Below are 17,492 nucleotides of genomic sequence, written 5' to 3'. Positions count from 1 at the left end.
CGTACCCTCGGGTGGCGATGAGCCAGTCGACCTCGCCGCCCCGTCCAGGACCACCCCGCTGGTCCTACCGACCCGAGCTCGACGGCGTGCGTGCCTTCGGCGCGCTGGTGATCATCTTCTTCCACGCCCAGGTCACCGGGTTCTCCGCCAGCTTCATCGTGCTGGACATGTTCTTCGTGCTGTCCGGCTTCGTGGTCACCCACGTGGTCCTCGGCGAGGTCGACGCCTCCGGGCGGCTGCGGCTGGGCGCCTACTACGCCCGCCGGGTGCGCAGGCTGCTGCCGGCGGCGCTGGCCACCATCGTGGCGACCAGCGCGGTCTTCCTGCTCATCGCCTCCCAGCCGGAGCGGTTCGCCCTGGTCCGCCAGGCCCAGTCGGCCCTGCTCTACCTGGCGAACTGGAAGTTCATCGCCGACGACGCCGACTACTTCGCCGGAGACATCCGGGAGTCGCCGTTCATGCACTTCTGGTCGCTCTCGGTCGAGGAGCAGTACTACATCTTCTTCCCGCTCCTGGTGATCGCCTGGTACAGGTGGGGCCGGCGCAGCCCGCGCCTGCTGCTGGCCGCCTGCGGCGCCCTGATGGTCGCCTCGGCGACCGCGCAGGTGCTGCTCGCCCGGGTCGACCCGATGCGGGCCTACTTCGGCACCGACACCAGGCTCTTCCAGCTGCTGGCCGGGGTGGTGCTGGCGGTCGCGCTGCGCGAGTACGCCGCGTCCCGCGACGAGCAGGACCGCGTGAGCTGGCCGCGGGCCGGCCGGGCGCTGGTGGCCGCGGGCGCGCTCGGCTTCCTCGTCTTCGGCACCGAGCTGGTCTCCATGTCGGTCAGCAACCGCAACCTCCTCGCGACCGTCCTCTCGGCCGCGCTGATCACCGGCGCCTACACCGCCCCGGCTGCCCCGGTGGCGCGCTTCCTGGCGCTGCCGACGATGGCCCACCTGGGCAAGATCTCCTACGGGATGTACCTGTGGCACTGGCCGATCATCGTGGTCCTGGAGCGGATCCTGGAGGCGCCCGGGATCGTGGTCGCCGTCCTCACCGTGCCGCTGACCATCGGCCTCGCCTCGGTCTCCCACCAGTTCCTGGAGTCGCCGATCAGGACCGGGCGCCGGCTCGACCGCCATCACTGGCCGGTGGTCGGCACCGGGCTCGCCCTCAGCGTGCTCGCCGCGGTCGTGGTCGTGCCGCCGGTGCTCGACAGCGGCCGCACCCCGGTGCTGGCGCTCGGGCAGCCGGCCACGGCGGCCGTGGTCTCCCCGCGTGCCCAGGACGGCGACCGGCTGGCCGAGCAGCTGGAGCGGCCCGTCCCGAAGGGGCTGGACTTCAAGAGGATCGCCAAGGACCGGGGTCCCGCGGTCACCCGCTGCCGGCCCGAGGACCCGTCGCAGTGCCTGGTCGTGGACGGCGAGGGCCCGCACGTGGTCCTGGTCGGGGACAGCCACGCCCGGATGCTGACCCCCGCCCTGACCGCCCTGGCCCGGGAGCAGGGCTTCCGGCTCTCGGCCAACGTGGTGCCCGCCTGCCCCTGGCCGCACGGGCTGGTCAGCACCAAGTCCCGGGGCAGCAACCGGGCGCGCTGCCTGGAGTCGCGCCAGGGGTTCTACACCCGCACCCTGCCCGCGATGGACGCCGACGTGGTGCTGCTCGTCAACGCCCCGCGCGGCGACGGCGTGGGGGAGGGGGTGGTCGACTACCGGGGACGCGAGGTCGCCCTCCCGGGCGCCTTCGGCGACGCGGTGGACGACACCGTCCGGCTCGTCGAGAAGGCGGGGGCGCGGGCGGTGATGGTCAAGGCGATCATGGGCACCCGGGGCTGGGGCACCGGCGGCCCCGACCCGCTGGACTGCCTGGCCAGGGCCCGGACCCAGGGCGAGTGCCTGGTGGTCTGGCCCGAGGACCGTCCGCTCTCCGACAGCTACTACCGGGTGGCAGCCGGGGCCAGCGCCGCGGCCGCCACGGTCGACCTCAACCCGGTGGTGTGCCCCGACCACCCCACCTGCCGCCCGGTCATCGACGGCCAGGTGGTGTGGCGCAACTCCGACCACGTGACCGCGACCTACCTCGAGCAGCACCGCGAGGAGATCTGGCAGGCGCTGCGCGGGACCGGCTTCCTCGACGGGTGAGCGCGGCCCGGGTCGGTCTCGGGTCAGCCTCGCCCGGCCGGGGCGGCCAGGTAGGTCATCTCGTGGTGCACCCGGAAGCCGAGCGACCCGTAGAGCGCCAGGGCCGCGGCGTTGTCGGTCTCGACGTGCAGCCAGGAGGTGGTGGCGCCCCGCTCGGCGCCCCACTCCAGGAGCTCGGCCAGGACTGCGGTGGCCGCGCCCCGGCGCCGGTGCGCGGGGTCGACGTGGAGCCGGTGCAGCCCGAGCCAGTCGCCGTCGCAGGCCGCCGCACCGCGGGCGACGCCGTCGCCCTCCGTCGCGGTGAGCCGGCCGTCGGACTCCTCGGAGACCACCTCGAAGGGCCCCGCGGCGGCCCGGGCGGCCCGCAGCGCCCGCGCCGTGGAGGCCAGCATCAGGCAGGACTCCCCACCGGGGACCGGCTCCCAGCCGGCGGCCAGCAGCGCCGCGTGCGGGGCGGACCCGGGTTCGGTGTGGGCCAGCGCCGGGCGGTCGCGCGCGGCATAGAACTCCCGCACGGCCTCGGCCGCGCGGGGCAGGGGCACCCCCGGGTCGCCGAGGGCGAGGCACGAGTTGGCCCGCTTGAGCGGGCGCCCGGCGGGGGAGGGGTCGCTGCGCAGCACCCACTCGCCCAGCGGCTCGACCTCCAGCCCGGCCCACAGCGAGGTGGTGTGCAGCTCTGCGTCGCGCACGCCCACCCGCAGGCGCACGGGGGGCCGGGGCGGCACCGGCTTGCCGGAGACGATGTGGGCGATCTCGATGGTCACCACGGTGCCGTCCTCCCGCTCCACCCGGCACCGCCCGCCCTCCCAGGAGAGGCAGGTCCCCAGCACGTCGGTGAAGGCGGGGCCGCCCGTCGGACCGCTCTCGCCCGGCACCAGGCGCCGCACCACGACCCGCTGTCCGACGACGTGCGGCCCCAGCATGTGGGAGCCCGGGCGCGGGCCCGCAGAATCTGGTGAGCCCAACTGGTGGGGTTCCTGGGGCGAAGTCACCCGGGGATACTAGGCTGAGCGCAGTCCATCCGCTCCCGAGCCCAGGAGGCCCCGGTGACCTACGTCATCGCCCAGCCGTGTGTCGACGTCAAGGACCGCGCGTGCGTGGACGAGTGTCCCGTCGACTGCATCTACGAGGGCAAGCGGATGCTCTACATCCACCCCGACGAGTGCGTCGACTGCGGAGCCTGCGAGCCGGTCTGCCCGGTCGAGGCCATCTTCTACGAGGACGACACCCCGGAGGAGTGGAAGGACTACTACGACGCCAACGTCAACTTCTTCGACGACCTCGGCTCGCCCGGTGGCGCGGCCAAGATGGGCGTCATCGACAAGGACCACCCGATGATCGCCGCCCTCGGCCCCCAGAACCAGGACCACTGAGTCGGTGACCCCCGGGCCTCCGGTCTCGGGGCGGCTCCCGGACTTCCCCTGGGACCACCTGGCACCGTACGGCGCCGTCGCGCGCGCCCACGCCGACGGGATCGTGGACCTCTCGGTCGGCACCCCCGTCGACCCGACTCCGGCGCTGGCTCAGCGCGCCCTGGCCGAGGCAGCCGACGCTCCGGGCTACCCGCTGACCGTCGGCCTGGTCGAGACGCGTCAGGCGGTCGTCGACTGGCTGGCCCGGCGGTTCGGGGTGACCGGTCTCGGCGTGGACGGCGTCCTGCCGGCGGTTGGCTCCAAGGAGCTGATCGGCGCCCTCCCGCTCCACCTCGGCGTGGGGCCGGGCGACCTGGTGGTCCAGCCCGCGCTCGCCTACCCGACGTACGAGGTCGGCGCGGCCCTGGTCGGCGCCGAGCTCCTGGCGACCGACAGCCTCACCGCGATCGGGCCGCGAACCCCGCGCCTGCTCTGGCTCAACAGCCCGTCCAACCCGACCGGCAAGGTCCTCCCGCCCGAGCACCTGCGCAAGGTCGTCGACTGGTGCCGTGACCGAGGGACCCTGCTGGTCTCCGACGAGTGCTACCTCGAGTGCGGCTGGGAGCCGGACCACTCGCCGGTCAGCGTGCTGCACCCGGACGTCTGCGGGGGGAGTCCCGAGGGGATCCTGACGGTCCACTCGCTCTCCAAGCGCTCCAACCTCGCGGGCTACCGGTGCGCATTCGTGGCCGGTGACCCGGCGGTGGTCGCCGAGCTCCTCGCCGTCCGCAAGAACTTCGGCCTGATGATGCCCGAGCCCCAGCAGCGGGTGATGGCGGCGGTGCTCGCCGACGACGTGCACGTGGCCGAGCAGCACGCCAGGTACGCCGTCCGGCGGGCCGCGCTGCGCGGGGCCCTGGAGGGCGCCGGCTTCCGCATCGACCACAGCGAGGCGAGCCTGTACCTGTGGGCCACCCGCGACGAGGACTGCTGGGACTCCGTCTCCTGGTTCGCCGACCGCGGCATCCTGGTGGCCCCGGGCTCCTTCTACGGCGCCGCGGGCTCCCGCCACGTGAGGGTCGCCTTCACCGCCACCGACGAGCGGATCGCCGCCGCGGCCGCGCGCCTGCACTGAGCCCGCCCGCCCCGCGGGGGCGAGGCGCTCCCCGGGGCTCCTGGGCTCTCCTGGGCGCGCCCGGCTGGCCGGGCGGTGCTAGGCGAAGACGTCGACGTGCACGTGGTCGCGGTGCTCGAGGATCTCCGGGTCGCCCCGGGAGGAGCCGGGCACCCGGTAGTCGCGCCACCCCTGGTCGGAGCGCCGCGCCTGCCAGATCCGGTCGTCGAAGATGACCGTCTGCACCCGCAGCCGGGCCGCGTGGGCGACCAGGTAGTGGGCCACCGCCCAGCCGCGGCGCCGGTTGTCGGCGGAGACCGGCCGGAAGAAGATGTCGACCGCCCGGCCCTCGTAGTGGGTGGAGCCGGCCATGTGCCCGGCACGGACCCCGCCCGGCGCGAAGCCGCCGAGCTGCTGGGGACCGAAGGCCCCCGCCACCGCGAGCCGCACCCGTTCCGCGCGCTTGGTCAGGCCCGACCCGGTCAGGGCCGGCGAGGCGTCGGCGACGCCGTCGTCCACGGTGCAGCTCCAGGCCTCGGGGGAGTTCCCGGTCAGGGCCGAGGCCAGCACCCGGGCGTCGTCCTCGTGGTCGGCGTAGGCGTCGGGGTAGGCCGAGCGCTGGACGGTCTGCGCCGCGACGGTGACCTCCATCGAGCGGTAGTCGCCGATCTTCTCCAGGGCGTCGTAGAAGGCGTGGGTGGCGAAGACCGGGTCGAGCACCTGCTCACGGGTGCCCCAGCCCTGGGACGGCCGCTGCTGGAAGAGCCCGAGGGAGTCGCGGTCGCCGTACTCGATGTTGAGGATCTTCGACTCCTGGTACGCCGTCGCGAGGGCGATCGTCGCCGCCCGGGCCGGCATCCCGCGCTGCACCGAGATCGCCGCGATCAGGGAGGCGTTCTCGGCCTGCTCGTGCGAGAGCCGCACGGTCAGCCCGTCGACCTCCGCCACGCACTCGTCGCGGGCCAGCAGCGGGCCGACCCCGCGGTCGAAGACGACGCCGATGCCCACGAAGAGGGAGAGCGCCACGACGGCGGCCAGGACCCACCGCCAGACCCGGGCGCCGCTGCGGCGCGAGAGTGCGGGTGCTCGGTGCGGCACGCGCTCAGTCGTTGGCGTGGAGCGCGTCGTTGAGGGCGATGCCCTGGCCCTTCCACGGCACGGCCTCGATCGCCCCGGAGACCGAGTTGCGCCGGAAGAGCACGTTGCTCGCGCCCGAGAGCTCGGCCGCCTTCACGACCCGGGTCTCCTCGCCCTCGCGCACGGTCACCTTGGTGCCGGCGGTGACGTAGCAGCCGGCCTCGACCACGCAGTCGTCGCCCAGCGAGATGCCGATGCCCGCGTTGGCGCCCAGCAGGCACCGCTCGCCGACCGAGACGACCTCGGTGCCGCCGCCGGAGAGGGTGCCCATGATCGAGGCGCCCCCGCCGATGTCGGAGCCGTCGCCGACCACCACGCCCGCCGAGATCCGGCCCTCGACCATCGAGGTGCCCAGGGTGCCGGCGTTGAAGTTGACGAAGCCCTCGTGCATCACCGTGGTGCCGCTGGCCAGGTGGGCGCCCAGGCGCACCCGGTCGGCGTCGGCGATCCGCACGCCGCTGGGAACCACGTAGTCGACCATCCGGGGGAACTTGTCGACGCCGAAGACGGTGACGTGCTGGCCCGCGGCGCGCAGCCGCGCCCGGACGGTCTCGAAGCCCTCGACGCGGCACGGGCCGGCGGAGGTCCACACCACGTTGGCGAGCAGCCCGAAGATGCCGTCCATCGAGATGCTGCGGGGGGTGACCAGGCGGGCGGAGAGCAGGTGGAGCCGCAGCCAGGCGTCCTGGGCGGTGCTGGGGGCGGCGGAGAGGTCGGCGATCTCGACCAGCTCGACCCGGCGCGAGACGCGGCGCAGCTCGTCGTGGCCCTCCAGACCGGCGAGCTCCTCGGGCGCACCCTGACGGTCGGCCGAGCCCAGCGCGGGCCGGGGGAACCAGACGTCGAGGACGGCGTCGGAGGAGTCGCGCGAGACGAGGCCGTAGCCCCAGGCGGCGGTGTCGGAGGTCGCAGGCGAGGTCACCCGCAGAACTCTACGGGGGCGCTCGATACCCTCGGGCACGTGTCTCCCGCCTTGTCCTACGCAGTCGCCGGCTTCCTCGGCCTGGTCGCCGTCCTCGCCCTCCTCGCGCTGCGCCTCCCCGGCCTCGACCCGATCGTGCGGCGCTTCATGGTCGCCGCCCACGGAGCCACGGCCGTGGTGGTGCTGCTCGACGTGATCACCCTGCTGCGCGGTCACGAGGTGGACTCCCCGGTGACCCACATCGGCTACGCGGTGGCGGCGGTGGGCCTGCCGGTGATCCTGCTGAACCGGCGGCCGCTCGTCGACGACGCACAGGCGGAGGCGGAGGAGGAGACCGGCGAGGAGCCGGCGGAGCCCGACCTGCCGCACCTGGGCGTGGTGGCGGTGACGGCCATCGCCATGGTGGTCCTGGTGGTCCGCCTCCAGCTGACGTGGTGAGGCCCGCGGCCACGCCGGTCCCGGCGCGCCGCCGGGCGGTGGGCCAGGTGCTGATCGCGGCCTACGCCGTCTTCGCGGTGGCGGCCGGGGCACGCTCGTTCGCCCAGATCGTCACCAAGCTGGAGGAGGCGCCGGTCGCCTACCTGCTCTCCGCGGTCGCCGCGGTGGTCTACCTCGTCGCCACGCTGGCCTTCCGGCGTCCCGGGCGTCGGGCCTTCCGGGTCGCGCTCGCCGCCTGCCTCTTCGAGCTGGTCGGCGTGCTCGGCGTCGGGCTGTGGACCGTCCTGGACCCTGACCTCTTCGCCGATGCGACCGTCTGGTCGCACTTCGGCCAGGGCTACGGCTTCGTCCCGCTGGTCCTGCCCTTCGTCGGGCTGGCCTGGCTCAGGCACGTGGAGCCGGAGACCCGTCCCGGGCGCTGACGGGGCGGAGCCTCCACCCGCTCGCCCGCTGCGGCGGCTACGGGAGCATCCCGCAGTACACCCAGAACACCTACGACTTCCCGAAGAAGGTGAAGGTCCCGCGCAACGGCATCGTGGACGCCTCCGCCTCGGGCCAGGCCGCCGGGAGCAAGTGGAGTGTCTCCCTCCGGCTACTGCCCCTTGCGGCCGTCGATCGCCTCGCGCAGCAGGTCGGCGTGCCCGACGTGGCGGGCGTACTCCTCGAGCAGGTGGACGACGACGTCGCGCACCTCGATCGGCATGCCCTGCACCAGGACGTGGGAGTCGAGGTCGAGCTCGACGAAGAGCTTGCGGGAGTGGGTGAGCTCGCGGAACCAGGCCTCCCAGGCCTCGATCACCAGGTCGTCGTCGGCCACGGCGCCGTCGAAGTCGTTGTCCGGCACCTCGTCGGTGTCGTAGAGCCGGGGCAGCGCCCAGTCGCCCTCCAGCACCCGCCGGTTCCAGTGGTGCTCGACCTTCGCCAGGTGGCGCACCAGCCCGAGCAGGGAGAGCGTCGACGGCGGCACGGAGCGGCGGGCGAGCTGCTCGGCGTCCAGACCGTCGCACTTGAGGTCGAGGGTGGTCCGGTAGCGGTCCAGGTACTCCAGCAGGATCGCCTTCTCGCCCACCGCGGGCACGTCGGCGACGCGGGGGTCGTACTCGGGATCGACCCACATGTCGGGTGCCTTGCGCTCGGTCATGGGGACATTCCATCAGAATCCCCGGCGGAGCGTCGCCGGACACCCGGGTAGCGGGGTTCGGGGCCCCCACGTAGCATGTGACCACAGGCGTCCGAGCCGTCATCAGCGGCGAGCCTTCCGGAAGAAAAGGCCTTCCACGCCGGGAAGCGCCCCACTAGAACCGGACGGGTGGGCCCGACACAGCCCGCAACGAAGTGGTCGCCCCTGCCCGGTCCCTCGGACCGGCATCGGGCGGCAAGCGAGGTGGTACCGCGGCTCTCGTCGTCCTGCGACGGTGGTCGTCCTCGTGGCCAGCAGCATCCGCCACGCACGACGACCCGCAGGAGCAGCACCGATGACCTATCCGAAGGTCTCCCACCTCAGCACCAGCGAAGCCGCGACCGGTGGCGCCCCCGCCGTGCCGAGCAACCCCGACTTCCCGGCGATCGAGGAAGCGGTGCTGGCGCACTGGGCCGCCGACGACACCTTCCGCGCCTCGGTGGCGCAGCGCGACCCGGGCGCCGACGGCGGCAACGAGTTCGTCTTCTACGACGGGCCCCCCTTCGCCAACGGTCTGCCGCACTACGGCCACCTGCTCACCGGCTACGTCAAGGACATCGTCCCGCGCTACCAGACGATGCGCGGCAAGCGGGTCGAGCGCCGCTTCGGGTGGGACACCCACGGGCTCCCCGCCGAGCTGGAGGCGATGCGCCAGCTGGGTCTGAAGACCACCGACGAGATCCACGAGATGGGCGTGGAGAAGTTCAACGACGCCGCCCGTGCCTCGGTGCTCCGCTACACCGACGAGTGGCGCGACTACGTCACCCGCCAGGCCCGCTGGGTCGACTTCGACCACGACTACAAGACGCTCAACCCCGACTACATGGAGTCGGTGATCTGGGCGTTCAAGCAGCTCCACGACAAGGGGCTGGTCTACGAGGGCTTCCGGGTGCTGCCCTACTGCTGGAACGACGAGACGCCGCTGTCCAACCACGAGCTGCGGATGGACGACGACGTCTACCAGAACCGCCAGGACCCGGCGGTCACCGTCGGCTACCGGCTGGAGCGCGACCCGTCGCTGGCCGCCGACGCCGAGGACCCGCTCGAGGGCGTGCTGGCCCTGGTCTGGACCACCACGCCGTGGACGCTGCCCTCCAACCTCGCGGTGATGGTGGGGGAGGACATCGACTACGTCGTGGTCCAGGGCCCCGTCCCCGGCACCGACCGCACCGCCCGCTACCTGCTCGCGGAGCCACGGCTCGCGGCCTACAAGCGCGAGCTCTTCCCGGACGCCGAGGAGCCGGTCGTCCTGGCCCGCTACCGCGGCGCCGACCTGGTGGGACGCACCTACACCCCGCCGTTCTCCTACTACCTGGGCCACGAGAACGCCTTCCGCCTGGTGCCGGCCGAGTTCGTCACCACCACCGACGGCACCGGCCTGGTGCACACCGCCGGCGCCTTCGGTGAGGACGACAAGGTGGTCACCGACCGCGAGGGGATCGAGGCGGTGATGCCGGTCGGCAAGGACGGGCGGTTCACCTTCCCGGTCACCGACTACGAGGGGCTGCAGGTCTTCGACGCCAACCTGCAGATCATCGACCACCTCAAGGCCGCGACGCGGGAGGAGGCCGCCGGCTCGGTGACGCCCGGCACCGTGCTGCTGCGCCGCGAGTCCTACGACCACTCCTACCCGCACTGCTGGCGCTGCCGGGAGCCGCTCATCTACAAGGGCGTCTCCTCCTGGTTCGTGGAGGTGACGGCCTTCAAGGACCGGATGGTCGAGCTCAACCAGCAGATCCGCTGGGTGCCCGCGCACATCAAGGACGGGCAGTTCGGCAAGTGGCTGGAGAACGCCCGCGACTGGTCGATCACCCGCAACCGGTTCTGGGGCAGCCCGGTGCCGGTGTGGAAGAGCGACGACCCGGCGTACCCCCGCATCGACGTCTACGGCTCCTTCGAGGAGATCGAGCGCGACTTCGGCCGGCTGCCGCGGGGCGCCGACGGCGAGCCCAACCTGCACCGCCCCTTCGTCGACGACCTGGTGCGGCCCAACCCCGACGACCCGCGCACGCCGGAGGAGGGCCAGTCGATGATGCGGCGGGTCACCGACGTGCTCGACGTCTGGTTCGACTCCGGCTCGATGTCGTTCGCCCAGAACCACTACCCGTTCGAGAACGCCGAGTGGTTCGACGGGACGGCGCAGAAGAAGGGCCACTTCCCGGGCGACTTCATCGTGGAGTACATCGGCCAGACCCGCGGCTGGTTCTACACGCTGCACGTGCTGGCCACCGCGATCTTCGACAAGCCGGCCTTCTCCTCCTGCATCAGCCACGGCATCGTGCTGGGCTCCGACGGCAACAAGATGAGCAAGTCGCTGCGCAACTACCCCGACGTCCGCGAGGTCTTCGACCGCGACGGCGCCGACGCGATGCGCTGGTTCCTGATGGCCAGCCCGATCCTGCGCGGCGGCAACCTGGTGGTCACCGAGCAGGGCATCCGCGACGGGGTCCGCCAGGTGATGATCCCGCTGTGGAACAGCTGGTACTTCTTCCAGCTCTACGCCAACGCGGCGCGCCCCGGCGGGTACGACGCCGCCTGGTCGACCGCGTCGACCGACCCGCTGGACCGCTACCTGCTGGCCAAGACCCGGCAGTACGTGGCCGCGATGACCGAGCAGCTCGACGACTACGCGATCGCCGACGCCTGCGAGACCACCCGCGGCTTCCTCGACGTGCTCACCAACTGGTACATCCGCCGCTCCCGCGAGCGCTTCTGGGCCTCGGGCGGGGCGCTGGACGAGTCCGGCCGGGCGGCCTTCGACACCCTGTACACGGTGCTGGAGGTGCTCTGCCGGGTCACCGCGCCCCTGCTCCCGCTGACCACCGAGGAGATCTGGCGCGGCCTGACCGGCGGCCGCTCGGTGCACCTGACCGACTGGCCGGACGTGGAGGAGCTGCCCGCCGACGACGCGCTGGTCGCCGCCATGGACACCGTGCGCGAGGTCTGCTCGGCGGGCTCGGCGCTGCGCAAGGCCGCAGGCCTGCGCAACCGGCTGCCGCTGGCAGGGCTCACCGTGGTGGTCCCCGACGCCCGGGCCGTGGCCGGCTTCGAGTCGATCGTGGCCGACGAGCTCAACCTCAAGTCGGTCACCGTGCTGAGCGCCGACGACGCCGAGGCGGCGGCCCACGCGGTGGAGCAGCGCCTGACCGTCCACGCCCGCGCGGCCGGTCCCCGGCTGGGCAAGGACGTGCAGCGCGCGATCAAGGGCTCGAAGTCGGGCGACTGGTCGGTGGCCGAGGACGGCACCGTGACCGCCGGCGGCCTCGTCCTGGTCGAGGGGGAGTACACCCTGGAGACCGTGGCCGGGGACGCTGGAGGGGGCACGGCGACCGGGGTGCTGCCCGGTGGTGGCTTCCTCGTGCTCGACACGACCCTGACGCCCGAGCTGGAGGCCGAGGGCCTGGCCCGGGACCTGGTGCGGTCCGTGCAGCAGGCCCGGCGCGACGCCGGCCTGGAGGTCTCGGACCGGATCGCGCTCACCGTCTCGGGTCCCCAGGCGGTGCTCGACGCGGCGCGCACCCACCAGGAGCTGCTCGCCGGCGAGACCCTGGCCACCTCTGTCGACTATGCGGGGACCGCCGAGGAGGTCTCGGTGCAGGTGCGGGTGGCCGACGCCTGAGGCACAGTCAGCGCCGGTCAGCCCAGGATGCCCCGCTGGTAGCCGGCGGCCACGGCGGCGGCCCGGTCGGCGACGGCCAGCTTCTCGTAGATCCGCACCAGGTGGGTCTTCACGGTGGCTTCGCTGACGAAGAGCTCCTCGGCGATCAGCCGGTTGGAGCGGCCCCGGGCGACCAGCGCCAGGACCTCGCGCTCGCGCGCGGTCAGGGCCCCGGTGCGCGCCGGGGCCCGGACGTGCGAGGCCAGCCGCGCCATCACGGTGGGGGAGAGCACCGTCTCGCCGGCGGCGGTGGCGCGCACGCCGGCGACCAGCGTCGCGGTCGGGGAGTCCTTGAGCAGGTAGCCGGCGGCGCCCGCCTCGATCGCGGCCACCGCGTCGGAGTCGGTGTCGTAGGTGGTGAGCACCAGCACCGAGGCCCGCAGTCCGAGCCTCCGCAGCTCGCCCACCGCCTCGACCCCGCCCCCGCCGGGCATCCGGAGGTCCATCACCACCACGTCGGGGTCCAGGTCGACGGCCAGGGCCACCGCGGCCGGCCCGCTGTCGGCGTCGCCCACCACCTCGAAGCCGTCGACGGCTGCCAGCAGGCTGCAGACGCCGTCGCGGACCACGGGGTGGTCGTCGACGACGAGGATGCGGATGGGACCGTCCGTCACGGCGCGCCCCGTTCCAGGGCGGGCAGCCGGACCGAGACCGCCGTGCCCCCGCCCGGGGCGGACTCGACGTCGAGCGCCCCGGCGAGCCGCTCGGCGCGCTGCCGCATGCCCCGCAGGCCGAATCCCGGGCCGCCCCCCGCCGGGTCGAACCCGACGCCGTCGTCGCGCACGTCCACGATCACCTCGTCGTCCAGGTAGCTGAGCGTGAGGCCGACCCGGTCGGCCCCGGCGTGCCGCGCCACGTTGGCGAGCGCCTCCTGGGCGATCCGCACCAGCGTCGACTCCACCTCGGGGTGCAGGGGACGCACCTCCCCGGTCACGTGCAGGTCCGTCTTGGCGGGGTGCTCCTGTGACCAGCCGTCGAGCACGGCCGCCAGGGCCTGGGGCAGCGTCGCCCGGTCGAGGGGAAGCGGGTCGAGCGCGTGCACCGAGCGCCGGGCCTCCGCGAGGGCCGAGCGTGCGAGCGCGGTGGCCCGCTCGACGCGGGCGCGACGCCGTACGAGGTCGACCTCCTCGTGGCTCGCCTGCAGCTGGGCGACGACCCCCGCAAGTCCCTGGGCGATGGTGTCGTGGATCTCCTGTGCCAGGCGCTGCCGCTCCTCGCGGACCCCGGCCTCCCGGGCCTGTGCCACCACCGTCTCGTGCAGGGTCGCGTTCTCGGCGGCGGACCGCTCGAGCTCGGCGTTGAGCCGGGCCAGCTGCTCGATCGTCACGGCCCGCGCGACGTTCTCCTTCTCCATCCTGAGGGTGAGCAGGCTGAAGAAGGTCGCCATCCCGAAGTTGAGCACCAGCAGCGCGAGGAGGACGATCCACTGCACCCCGCTGTCCGGCGGCAGGCCGCCCGACTGGGAGCCCGCCTGGGTGACCGCGACCACCAGGGCCCCGGGGTAGGCCCAGCGGCCCTCGAAGATGTCGAAGACGTCGAGGAAGCCGACGAAGGCGAAGATCCCGAAGAAGGGATTGAGCCAGGTGAGCGCGAAGGCAGCCGCCGTCCGGCCGACGTACATCACCTGGCGGCGCCGCCGGGTCGACGGCAGGACGAACGTCCACAGCGCCATCCAGGCCGCCGTGAGCCCGGCCAGGCCCAGGATCACGCGCAGGTCCTTCGCCTCGTCCTCGAAGAGCGGGTTGGAGACGACCGCCGCGAGGACGGCCAGGGCCAGCAGGCCGAACGGCAGCAGCCGTGCCCAGCGCGCGTTCTCGAGGTCGACGGTGATCCCCGGACGGGAGACGGTCGCCTGGCTGCTCACGGGGCACAGCCTGTCATCGCGTCACTCCCACCGGAAGGCACGCACCGCGAGCAGGGCGAGGAGGACGGACCAGCCGCCGGTCACCGCCAGGTCGGCGAGGTCGGGGAACCCGCCCTGCGTCGCGTCGTGCAGCGCCTCCGCGGCGGCCCCCATCGGGGTCAGCACGACGACGTCGCGCAGCACCCCGCCCATCCCCTGCACCGGGTAGTACACGCCGGCGGTGAACATCGAGGGGAAGAACGCCGCCATCCCGATCGCGGTGCCGGTCCGGACGTCGGAGCCGACGGCGACGACCGCCGCGCCCAGGCCGAACGAGGACGTGACCGCCAGGGCCAGCGCGACGACGTAGCCGGCGCCGGACCCGGGAAGGGCGACGTCGAAGAGCAGCCGGCCCACGGCCAGGACCAGCACCACCGACGCGAGGACCGCCGCCGCGTGCAGCGCCACCTGGGCCAGGAGGACGGAGCCGGGCCGCACGGGGGTGGTGCGCAGCCGGCGCAGGATCCCGCGCTCCCGGTAGCCCAGCAGCACCGGGGGCATCGAGATCAGTGAGGCCGCGATCAACGACAGCAGCACCGCGACCGGGACGTAGGTGTCGATCATCCGCAGCCCGCCCAGGCCGGGATCCGGCTCGCGGAGGGCCGGCACCGCTCCCAGGATGCAGAGCAGGAGCGAGGGGAACAGCACGATCCAGAACAGGGACCCGGGCTCCCGGGTGAAGAGCCGGGCCTCGGTGCGCAGCACGGCGGCGGTCGGGGTGCTCATGCGGTCTCCCGGGTCTGGTCGGTGAGGTCGAGGTAGGCGGTGTCGAGGGTGCTGTCGACCACCCGGAGGCGGTGCGGGACGACGCCCCGGACCGAGAGCCAACCGAGCACGGCCACGGGAGCCTCCTCGCTGCCCTCGACCGTCACCCGGCCGGCGTCGGTGCGGGCCGAGGAGACGCCGTCCAGCGTGCTCAGGGCGGTCAGGTCGACGCCAGCGCTCGGCACGAAGGAGGTGACGGTGGCCCGGGAGGCCCGGCGGATCAGCCCGTCGGGGGTGTCCAGGGCACGGATGCGGCCGTCGGCGATGATCGCGACCCGGTCGCACAGCGCCTGTGCCTCCTCCATCAGGTGGGTCACCAGCAGCACGGTCACCCCGGTGTCGCGCAGCTCGCGCACCAGTTGCCACACGTCCTGGCGGGCCCGGGGGTCCAGGCCGGTGGTCAGCTCGTCGAGGATCGCCACCCGGGGCCGGCCGACCAGGGCCAGGGCCAGGGAGAGCCGCTGCTGCTGGCCTCCGCTGAGCTTGGCGAAGCGGGCGTCGACGTGGCCGGCCAGGCCCAGCCGCTCGACCAGCTCCGGCCACGGCACCGGGTCGTCGTGGAACGCCGACCAGAGCTCCAGCGCCTCGCGGACCGTGATCTTGTCCTGCAGCCGGCTCTCCTGGAGCTGGACGCCGACCAGCCGGGTGACCGCCTCGCGTTCGGTCCAGGGGTCGAGCCCCAGCACCCGGACGCTGCCCGCGTCGCCGGTGCGCAGCCCCGAGACACACTCCACCGTGGTGGTCTTGCCCGCCCCGTTGGGGCCGAGGATGCCGAACACCTCCCCGGGCGCGACCTCGAGGCTGAGGCCGTCCACCGCCGTCCTGTCGCCGTAGGCCTTGCGCAGGTCGGTGACCCGCACCGCCACGTTCTTGTCCTGGTCCATGCTCCCAGCGTGGTGCCCCGGGGCGCCGGCGCGCATCGCCCGACGGGCCCGACCTCGGGTCAACCGATCGGATGACACCGAGGGAGGCCGGGTCGCCCGTCGGCGGACGGCTCGCAGCCCCACCCTGGTCCGGGTGGTTGGATGGGCGGCATGTCAGAGCCGACCACCGCCCCCGCCCTCGACCTGAGTCTCGACGCGGTGGCGCTGACGGAGCAGCTGGTCAACATCGAGTCGGTGAGCCACCACGAGGCCGGGATCGCTGACGCCGTCGAGCAGGCGCTGCTGGCCCTGCCCCACCTGGAGGTGGTCCGCCGCGGTCACACGGTGGTCGCGCGCACCCACCTGGGGCGGTCCGAGCGGGTGGTCATCGCCGGCCACCTCGACACCGTCCCGGTCAACGGCAACCTGCCGGCCCGCCGCGAGGGCGACACGCTGCACGGCCTGGGCACCTGCGACATGAAGGGCGGCGACGCCGTCATCCTGCGGATCGCCGCCACGGTCCCCGAGCCCAACCGGGACCTGACCCTGGTGCTCTACGAGGCCGAGGAGGTCGAGGCGGTCCACAACGGGCTGCGCAAGCTCTCCGAGAGCGACCCCGACCTGCTGGCCGCCGACTTCGCCATCCTGATGGAGCCGTCCAACGCCGCCGTCGAGGCGGGCTGCCAGGGCACGCTGCGCGTCGAGGTCCGCACCAGCGGGGCGCGGGCGCACTCCGCCCGCAGCTGGCGGGGCGTCAACGCGATCCACGCGGCCGGCGAGGTGCTGGACCGGCTGCGGCACTACGAGGCGCGGACCCCCGAGATCGACGGGCTGACCTATCACGAGGGGCTCAACGCGGTCGCCATCCGCGGGGGAGTGGCCGGCAACGTCGTCCCCGACGAGTGCGTCGTGGAGGTCAACTTCCGCTTCGCCCCCGACCGCAGCGAGGCCGAGGCGCTCGCCTTCGTCACCGACTTCTTCGACGGCTTCGAGCTCACCCTGACCGACTCCGCGCCCGGAGCGCTTCCCGGCCTGTCCCGGCCCGCCGCCCGCGCGTTCGTCGAGGCGGTGGGCGGCGAGGTGGCGCCGAAGTTCGGCTGGACCGACGTGGCGCTCTTCACCAGGCTCGGCGTCCCCGCGGTCAACTACGGACCCGGCGACCCGCTCTTCGCGCACCGCCAGGACGAGCAGGTGCCGGTCGCCGACATCCTCCGCTGCGAGGAGCAGCTGCGGGGCTGGCTGGAGGGAGAGTCGTGAAGGACCAGTTCAAGGGACCGGTGCGGATGCGCCGCCAGCAGGTCGAGACGGTCACCACCGACCAGCGGCTCCTGGACTCCCGGGGGCCGTCGGACTGGGTGCACACCGATCCCTGGCGGGTGATGAAGATCCAGGCCGAGTTCGTGGAGGGCTTCAACGCACTCGCCGAGCTCGGGCCGGCGATCGCGGTCTTCGGCTCCGCCCGGACCGCCACCGACCACCGGTACTACGACCTCGCCGAGCGGGTGGGTCGCGGGCTGGTGGGGGAGGGCTTCGCGGTGATCACCGGCGGTGGGCCGGGCGCGATGGAGGCCGCCAACAAGGGGGCCAGCGAGGCCGGCGGGGTCAGCGTCGGCCTGGGCATCGAGCTGCCCTTCGAGGCCGGGCTCAACCAGTGGGTCGACATGGGCATCAACTTCCGGTACTTCTTCGCCCGCAAGATGATGTTCGTCAAGTACTCCCAGGGCTTCGTGGTGCTGCCCGGCGGCCTCGGCACCTTCGACGAGCTCTTCGAGGCGCTCACCCTGGTGCAGACCCGGAAGGTCACCTCCTTCCCGGTGGTGCTGATGGGGGTCGACTACTGGTCGGGGCTGGTCTCCTGGCTGCGCGAGACCGTGCTGGCCGAGGGCAAGATCTCGGCCGAGGACCTCGACATGCTGCGCGTCACCGACGACGTGGACGAGGCGGTCGCGCTGATGGTGGCCGCCCGTGAGGGTCGCTATCCCACGCCGGCCCCGCACCCGGTGGAGTGAGGCAGGCATGCGCGGCATGATCGGACCG

Annotated in this window: 16 protein-coding genes; 8 read left to right on the top strand and 8 right to left on the bottom strand. The window is 73.3% G+C overall.

Going from position 1 to position 17,492, the window contains the following annotated elements; genetic code table 11:
* The first annotated feature begins 17 nt into the window (after nt 1–17).
* Complete coding sequence (locus AC4BGE_RS03040; protein ID WP_490574284.1) at nt 18–2,123, top strand: acyltransferase family protein; 2,106 nt, start codon at nt 18–20, stop codon at nt 2,121–2,123.
* Nucleotides 2,124–2,146: 23 nt separating this feature from the next.
* On the opposite strand, the gene AC4BGE_RS03035 is transcribed toward AC4BGE_RS03040, so the two are convergent.
* Nucleotides 2,147–3,046: a GNAT family N-acetyltransferase gene (locus AC4BGE_RS03035; RefSeq protein ID WP_490574283.1), complete on the bottom strand. Its 900-nt coding sequence runs from the start codon at nt 3,044–3,046 to the stop codon at nt 2,147–2,149.
* A 123-nt stretch (nt 3,047–3,169) separates the two neighbouring features.
* On the opposite strand from AC4BGE_RS03035, the gene fdxA reads away from it, so the two are divergent.
* Nucleotides 3,170–3,496, top strand: a complete 327-nt coding sequence (gene fdxA / locus AC4BGE_RS03030; RefSeq protein ID WP_490571827.1) for a ferredoxin — start codon at nt 3,170–3,172, stop codon at nt 3,494–3,496.
* Nucleotides 3,497–3,500: 4 nt separating this feature from the next.
* Nucleotides 3,501–4,610, top strand: coding sequence for a succinyldiaminopimelate transaminase (gene dapC / locus AC4BGE_RS03025; protein WP_490574282.1), 1,110 nt, complete (start codon nt 3,501–3,503; stop codon nt 4,608–4,610).
* Between the two features lie 78 nt (nt 4,611–4,688).
* Here dapC and AC4BGE_RS03020 read toward each other — a convergent pair whose 3' ends face one another.
* Both AC4BGE_RS03020 and dapD read right to left on the bottom strand, forming a co-directional pair.
* Nucleotides 4,689–5,687 (bottom strand): VldE C-terminal domain-containing protein, encoded by a 999-nt coding sequence (locus tag AC4BGE_RS03020; RefSeq protein ID WP_490571829.1) that lies wholly within the window; start codon nt 5,685–5,687, stop codon nt 4,689–4,691.
* Between the two features lie 4 nt (nt 5,688–5,691).
* Nucleotides 5,692–6,648, bottom strand: a complete 957-nt coding sequence (gene dapD, locus AC4BGE_RS03015; RefSeq protein ID WP_490574281.1) for a 2,3,4,5-tetrahydropyridine-2,6-dicarboxylate N-succinyltransferase — start codon at nt 6,646–6,648, stop codon at nt 5,692–5,694.
* A 39-nt stretch (nt 6,649–6,687) separates the two neighbouring features.
* Here dapD and AC4BGE_RS03010 point away from each other — a divergent pair, with 39 nt between their 5' ends.
* Together AC4BGE_RS03010 and AC4BGE_RS03005 are read left to right on the top strand one after the other, a co-directional pair.
* Nucleotides 6,688–7,086, top strand: a complete 399-nt coding sequence (locus AC4BGE_RS03010) for a hypothetical protein (RefSeq protein ID WP_490574280.1) — start codon at nt 6,688–6,690, stop codon at nt 7,084–7,086.
* Complete coding sequence (locus AC4BGE_RS03005; protein ID WP_490571832.1) at nt 7,083–7,508, top strand: hypothetical protein; 426 nt, start codon at nt 7,083–7,085, stop codon at nt 7,506–7,508. Before AC4BGE_RS03010 ends, AC4BGE_RS03005 begins: the two co-directional genes overlap by 4 nt.
* Nucleotides 7,509–7,678: 170 nt before the next feature.
* On the opposite strand, the gene AC4BGE_RS03000 is transcribed toward AC4BGE_RS03005, so the two are convergent.
* Complete coding sequence (locus AC4BGE_RS03000; protein ID WP_490571833.1) at nt 7,679–8,227, bottom strand: DinB family protein; 549 nt, start codon at nt 8,225–8,227, stop codon at nt 7,679–7,681.
* A 334-nt stretch (nt 8,228–8,561) separates the two neighbouring features.
* Here AC4BGE_RS03000 and ileS point away from each other — a divergent pair, with 334 nt between their 5' ends.
* A complete protein-coding gene (gene ileS / locus AC4BGE_RS02995; RefSeq protein WP_490574279.1) occupies nt 8,562–11,885 on the top strand; it encodes an isoleucine--tRNA ligase in 3,324 nt (1,107 codons plus the stop codon).
* 17 nt (nt 11,886–11,902) lie between these two features.
* Here ileS and AC4BGE_RS02990 read toward each other — a convergent pair whose 3' ends face one another.
* From AC4BGE_RS02990 to AC4BGE_RS02975, 4 genes are read right to left on the bottom strand one after another with little or no spacing between them, the layout of a single operon-like run.
* The gene (locus tag AC4BGE_RS02990) at nt 11,903–12,538 is read right to left on the bottom strand and encodes a response regulator (protein ID WP_490571835.1); all 636 of its coding nucleotides are present in this window, start codon (nt 12,536–12,538) and stop codon (nt 11,903–11,905) included.
* A complete protein-coding gene (locus tag AC4BGE_RS02985) occupies nt 12,535–13,788 on the bottom strand; it encodes a sensor histidine kinase (RefSeq protein WP_490574278.1) in 1,254 nt (417 codons plus the stop codon). The genes AC4BGE_RS02990 and AC4BGE_RS02985 overlap by 4 nt, the downstream gene beginning before the upstream one ends.
* A 21-nt stretch (nt 13,789–13,809) precedes the next feature.
* Complete coding sequence (locus tag AC4BGE_RS02980; RefSeq protein ID WP_490574277.1) at nt 13,810–14,553, bottom strand: ABC transporter permease; 744 nt, start codon at nt 14,551–14,553, stop codon at nt 13,810–13,812.
* Nucleotides 14,550–15,476 (bottom strand): ABC transporter ATP-binding protein, encoded by a 927-nt coding sequence (locus tag AC4BGE_RS02975; RefSeq protein WP_490574276.1) that lies wholly within the window; start codon nt 15,474–15,476, stop codon nt 14,550–14,552. Before AC4BGE_RS02975 ends, AC4BGE_RS02980 begins: the two co-directional genes overlap by 4 nt.
* A gap of 150 nt (nt 15,477–15,626) precedes the next feature.
* Between AC4BGE_RS02975 and dapE the strand changes: the two genes are divergently transcribed.
* Both dapE and AC4BGE_RS02965 read left to right on the top strand, forming a co-directional pair.
* Nucleotides 15,627–16,712 (top strand): succinyl-diaminopimelate desuccinylase, encoded by a 1,086-nt coding sequence (gene dapE, locus AC4BGE_RS02970; protein ID WP_490574275.1) that lies wholly within the window; start codon nt 15,627–15,629, stop codon nt 16,710–16,712.
* 26 nt (nt 16,713–16,738) lie between these two features.
* Complete coding sequence (locus AC4BGE_RS02965; protein WP_490574523.1) at nt 16,739–17,464, top strand: LOG family protein; 726 nt, start codon at nt 16,739–16,741, stop codon at nt 17,462–17,464.
* Nucleotides 17,465–17,492: the final 28 nt, after the last annotated feature.

The sequence above is a fragment of the Nocardioides sp. Z50_6 genome (genome assembly GCF_058215755.1).
The sequence above is the reverse complement of the archived record's forward strand: the minus strand, read 5'-3'. Positions and strand labels throughout refer to the sequence as shown.

Excerpts from the sequence above, each read along its gene's own strand:
- AC4BGE_RS03040 (WP_490574284.1), top strand. The coding sequence starts at position 18 with ATGAGCCAGTCGACCTCGCCGCCCCGTCCAGGACCACCCCGCTGGTCC.
- AC4BGE_RS03035 (WP_490574283.1), bottom strand. The coding sequence starts at position 3,046 with ATGCTGGGGCCGCACGTCGTCGGACAGCGGGTCGTGGTGCGGCGCCTG.
- AC4BGE_RS03000 (WP_490571833.1), bottom strand. The coding sequence starts at position 8,227 with ATGACCGAGCGCAAGGCACCCGACATGTGGGTCGATCCCGAGTACGAC.
- ileS (WP_490574279.1), top strand. The coding sequence starts at position 8,562 with ATGACCTATCCGAAGGTCTCCCACCTCAGCACCAGCGAAGCCGCGACC.
- AC4BGE_RS02980 (WP_490574277.1), bottom strand. The coding sequence starts at position 14,553 with ATGAGCACCCCGACCGCCGCCGTGCTGCGCACCGAGGCCCGGCTCTTC.
- AC4BGE_RS02975 (WP_490574276.1), bottom strand. The coding sequence starts at position 15,476 with ATGGACCAGGACAAGAACGTGGCGGTGCGGGTCACCGACCTGCGCAAG.
- dapE (WP_490574275.1), top strand. The coding sequence starts at position 15,627 with ATGTCAGAGCCGACCACCGCCCCCGCCCTCGACCTGAGTCTCGACGCG.
- AC4BGE_RS02965 (WP_490574523.1), top strand. The coding sequence starts at position 16,739 with ATGCGCCGCCAGCAGGTCGAGACGGTCACCACCGACCAGCGGCTCCTG.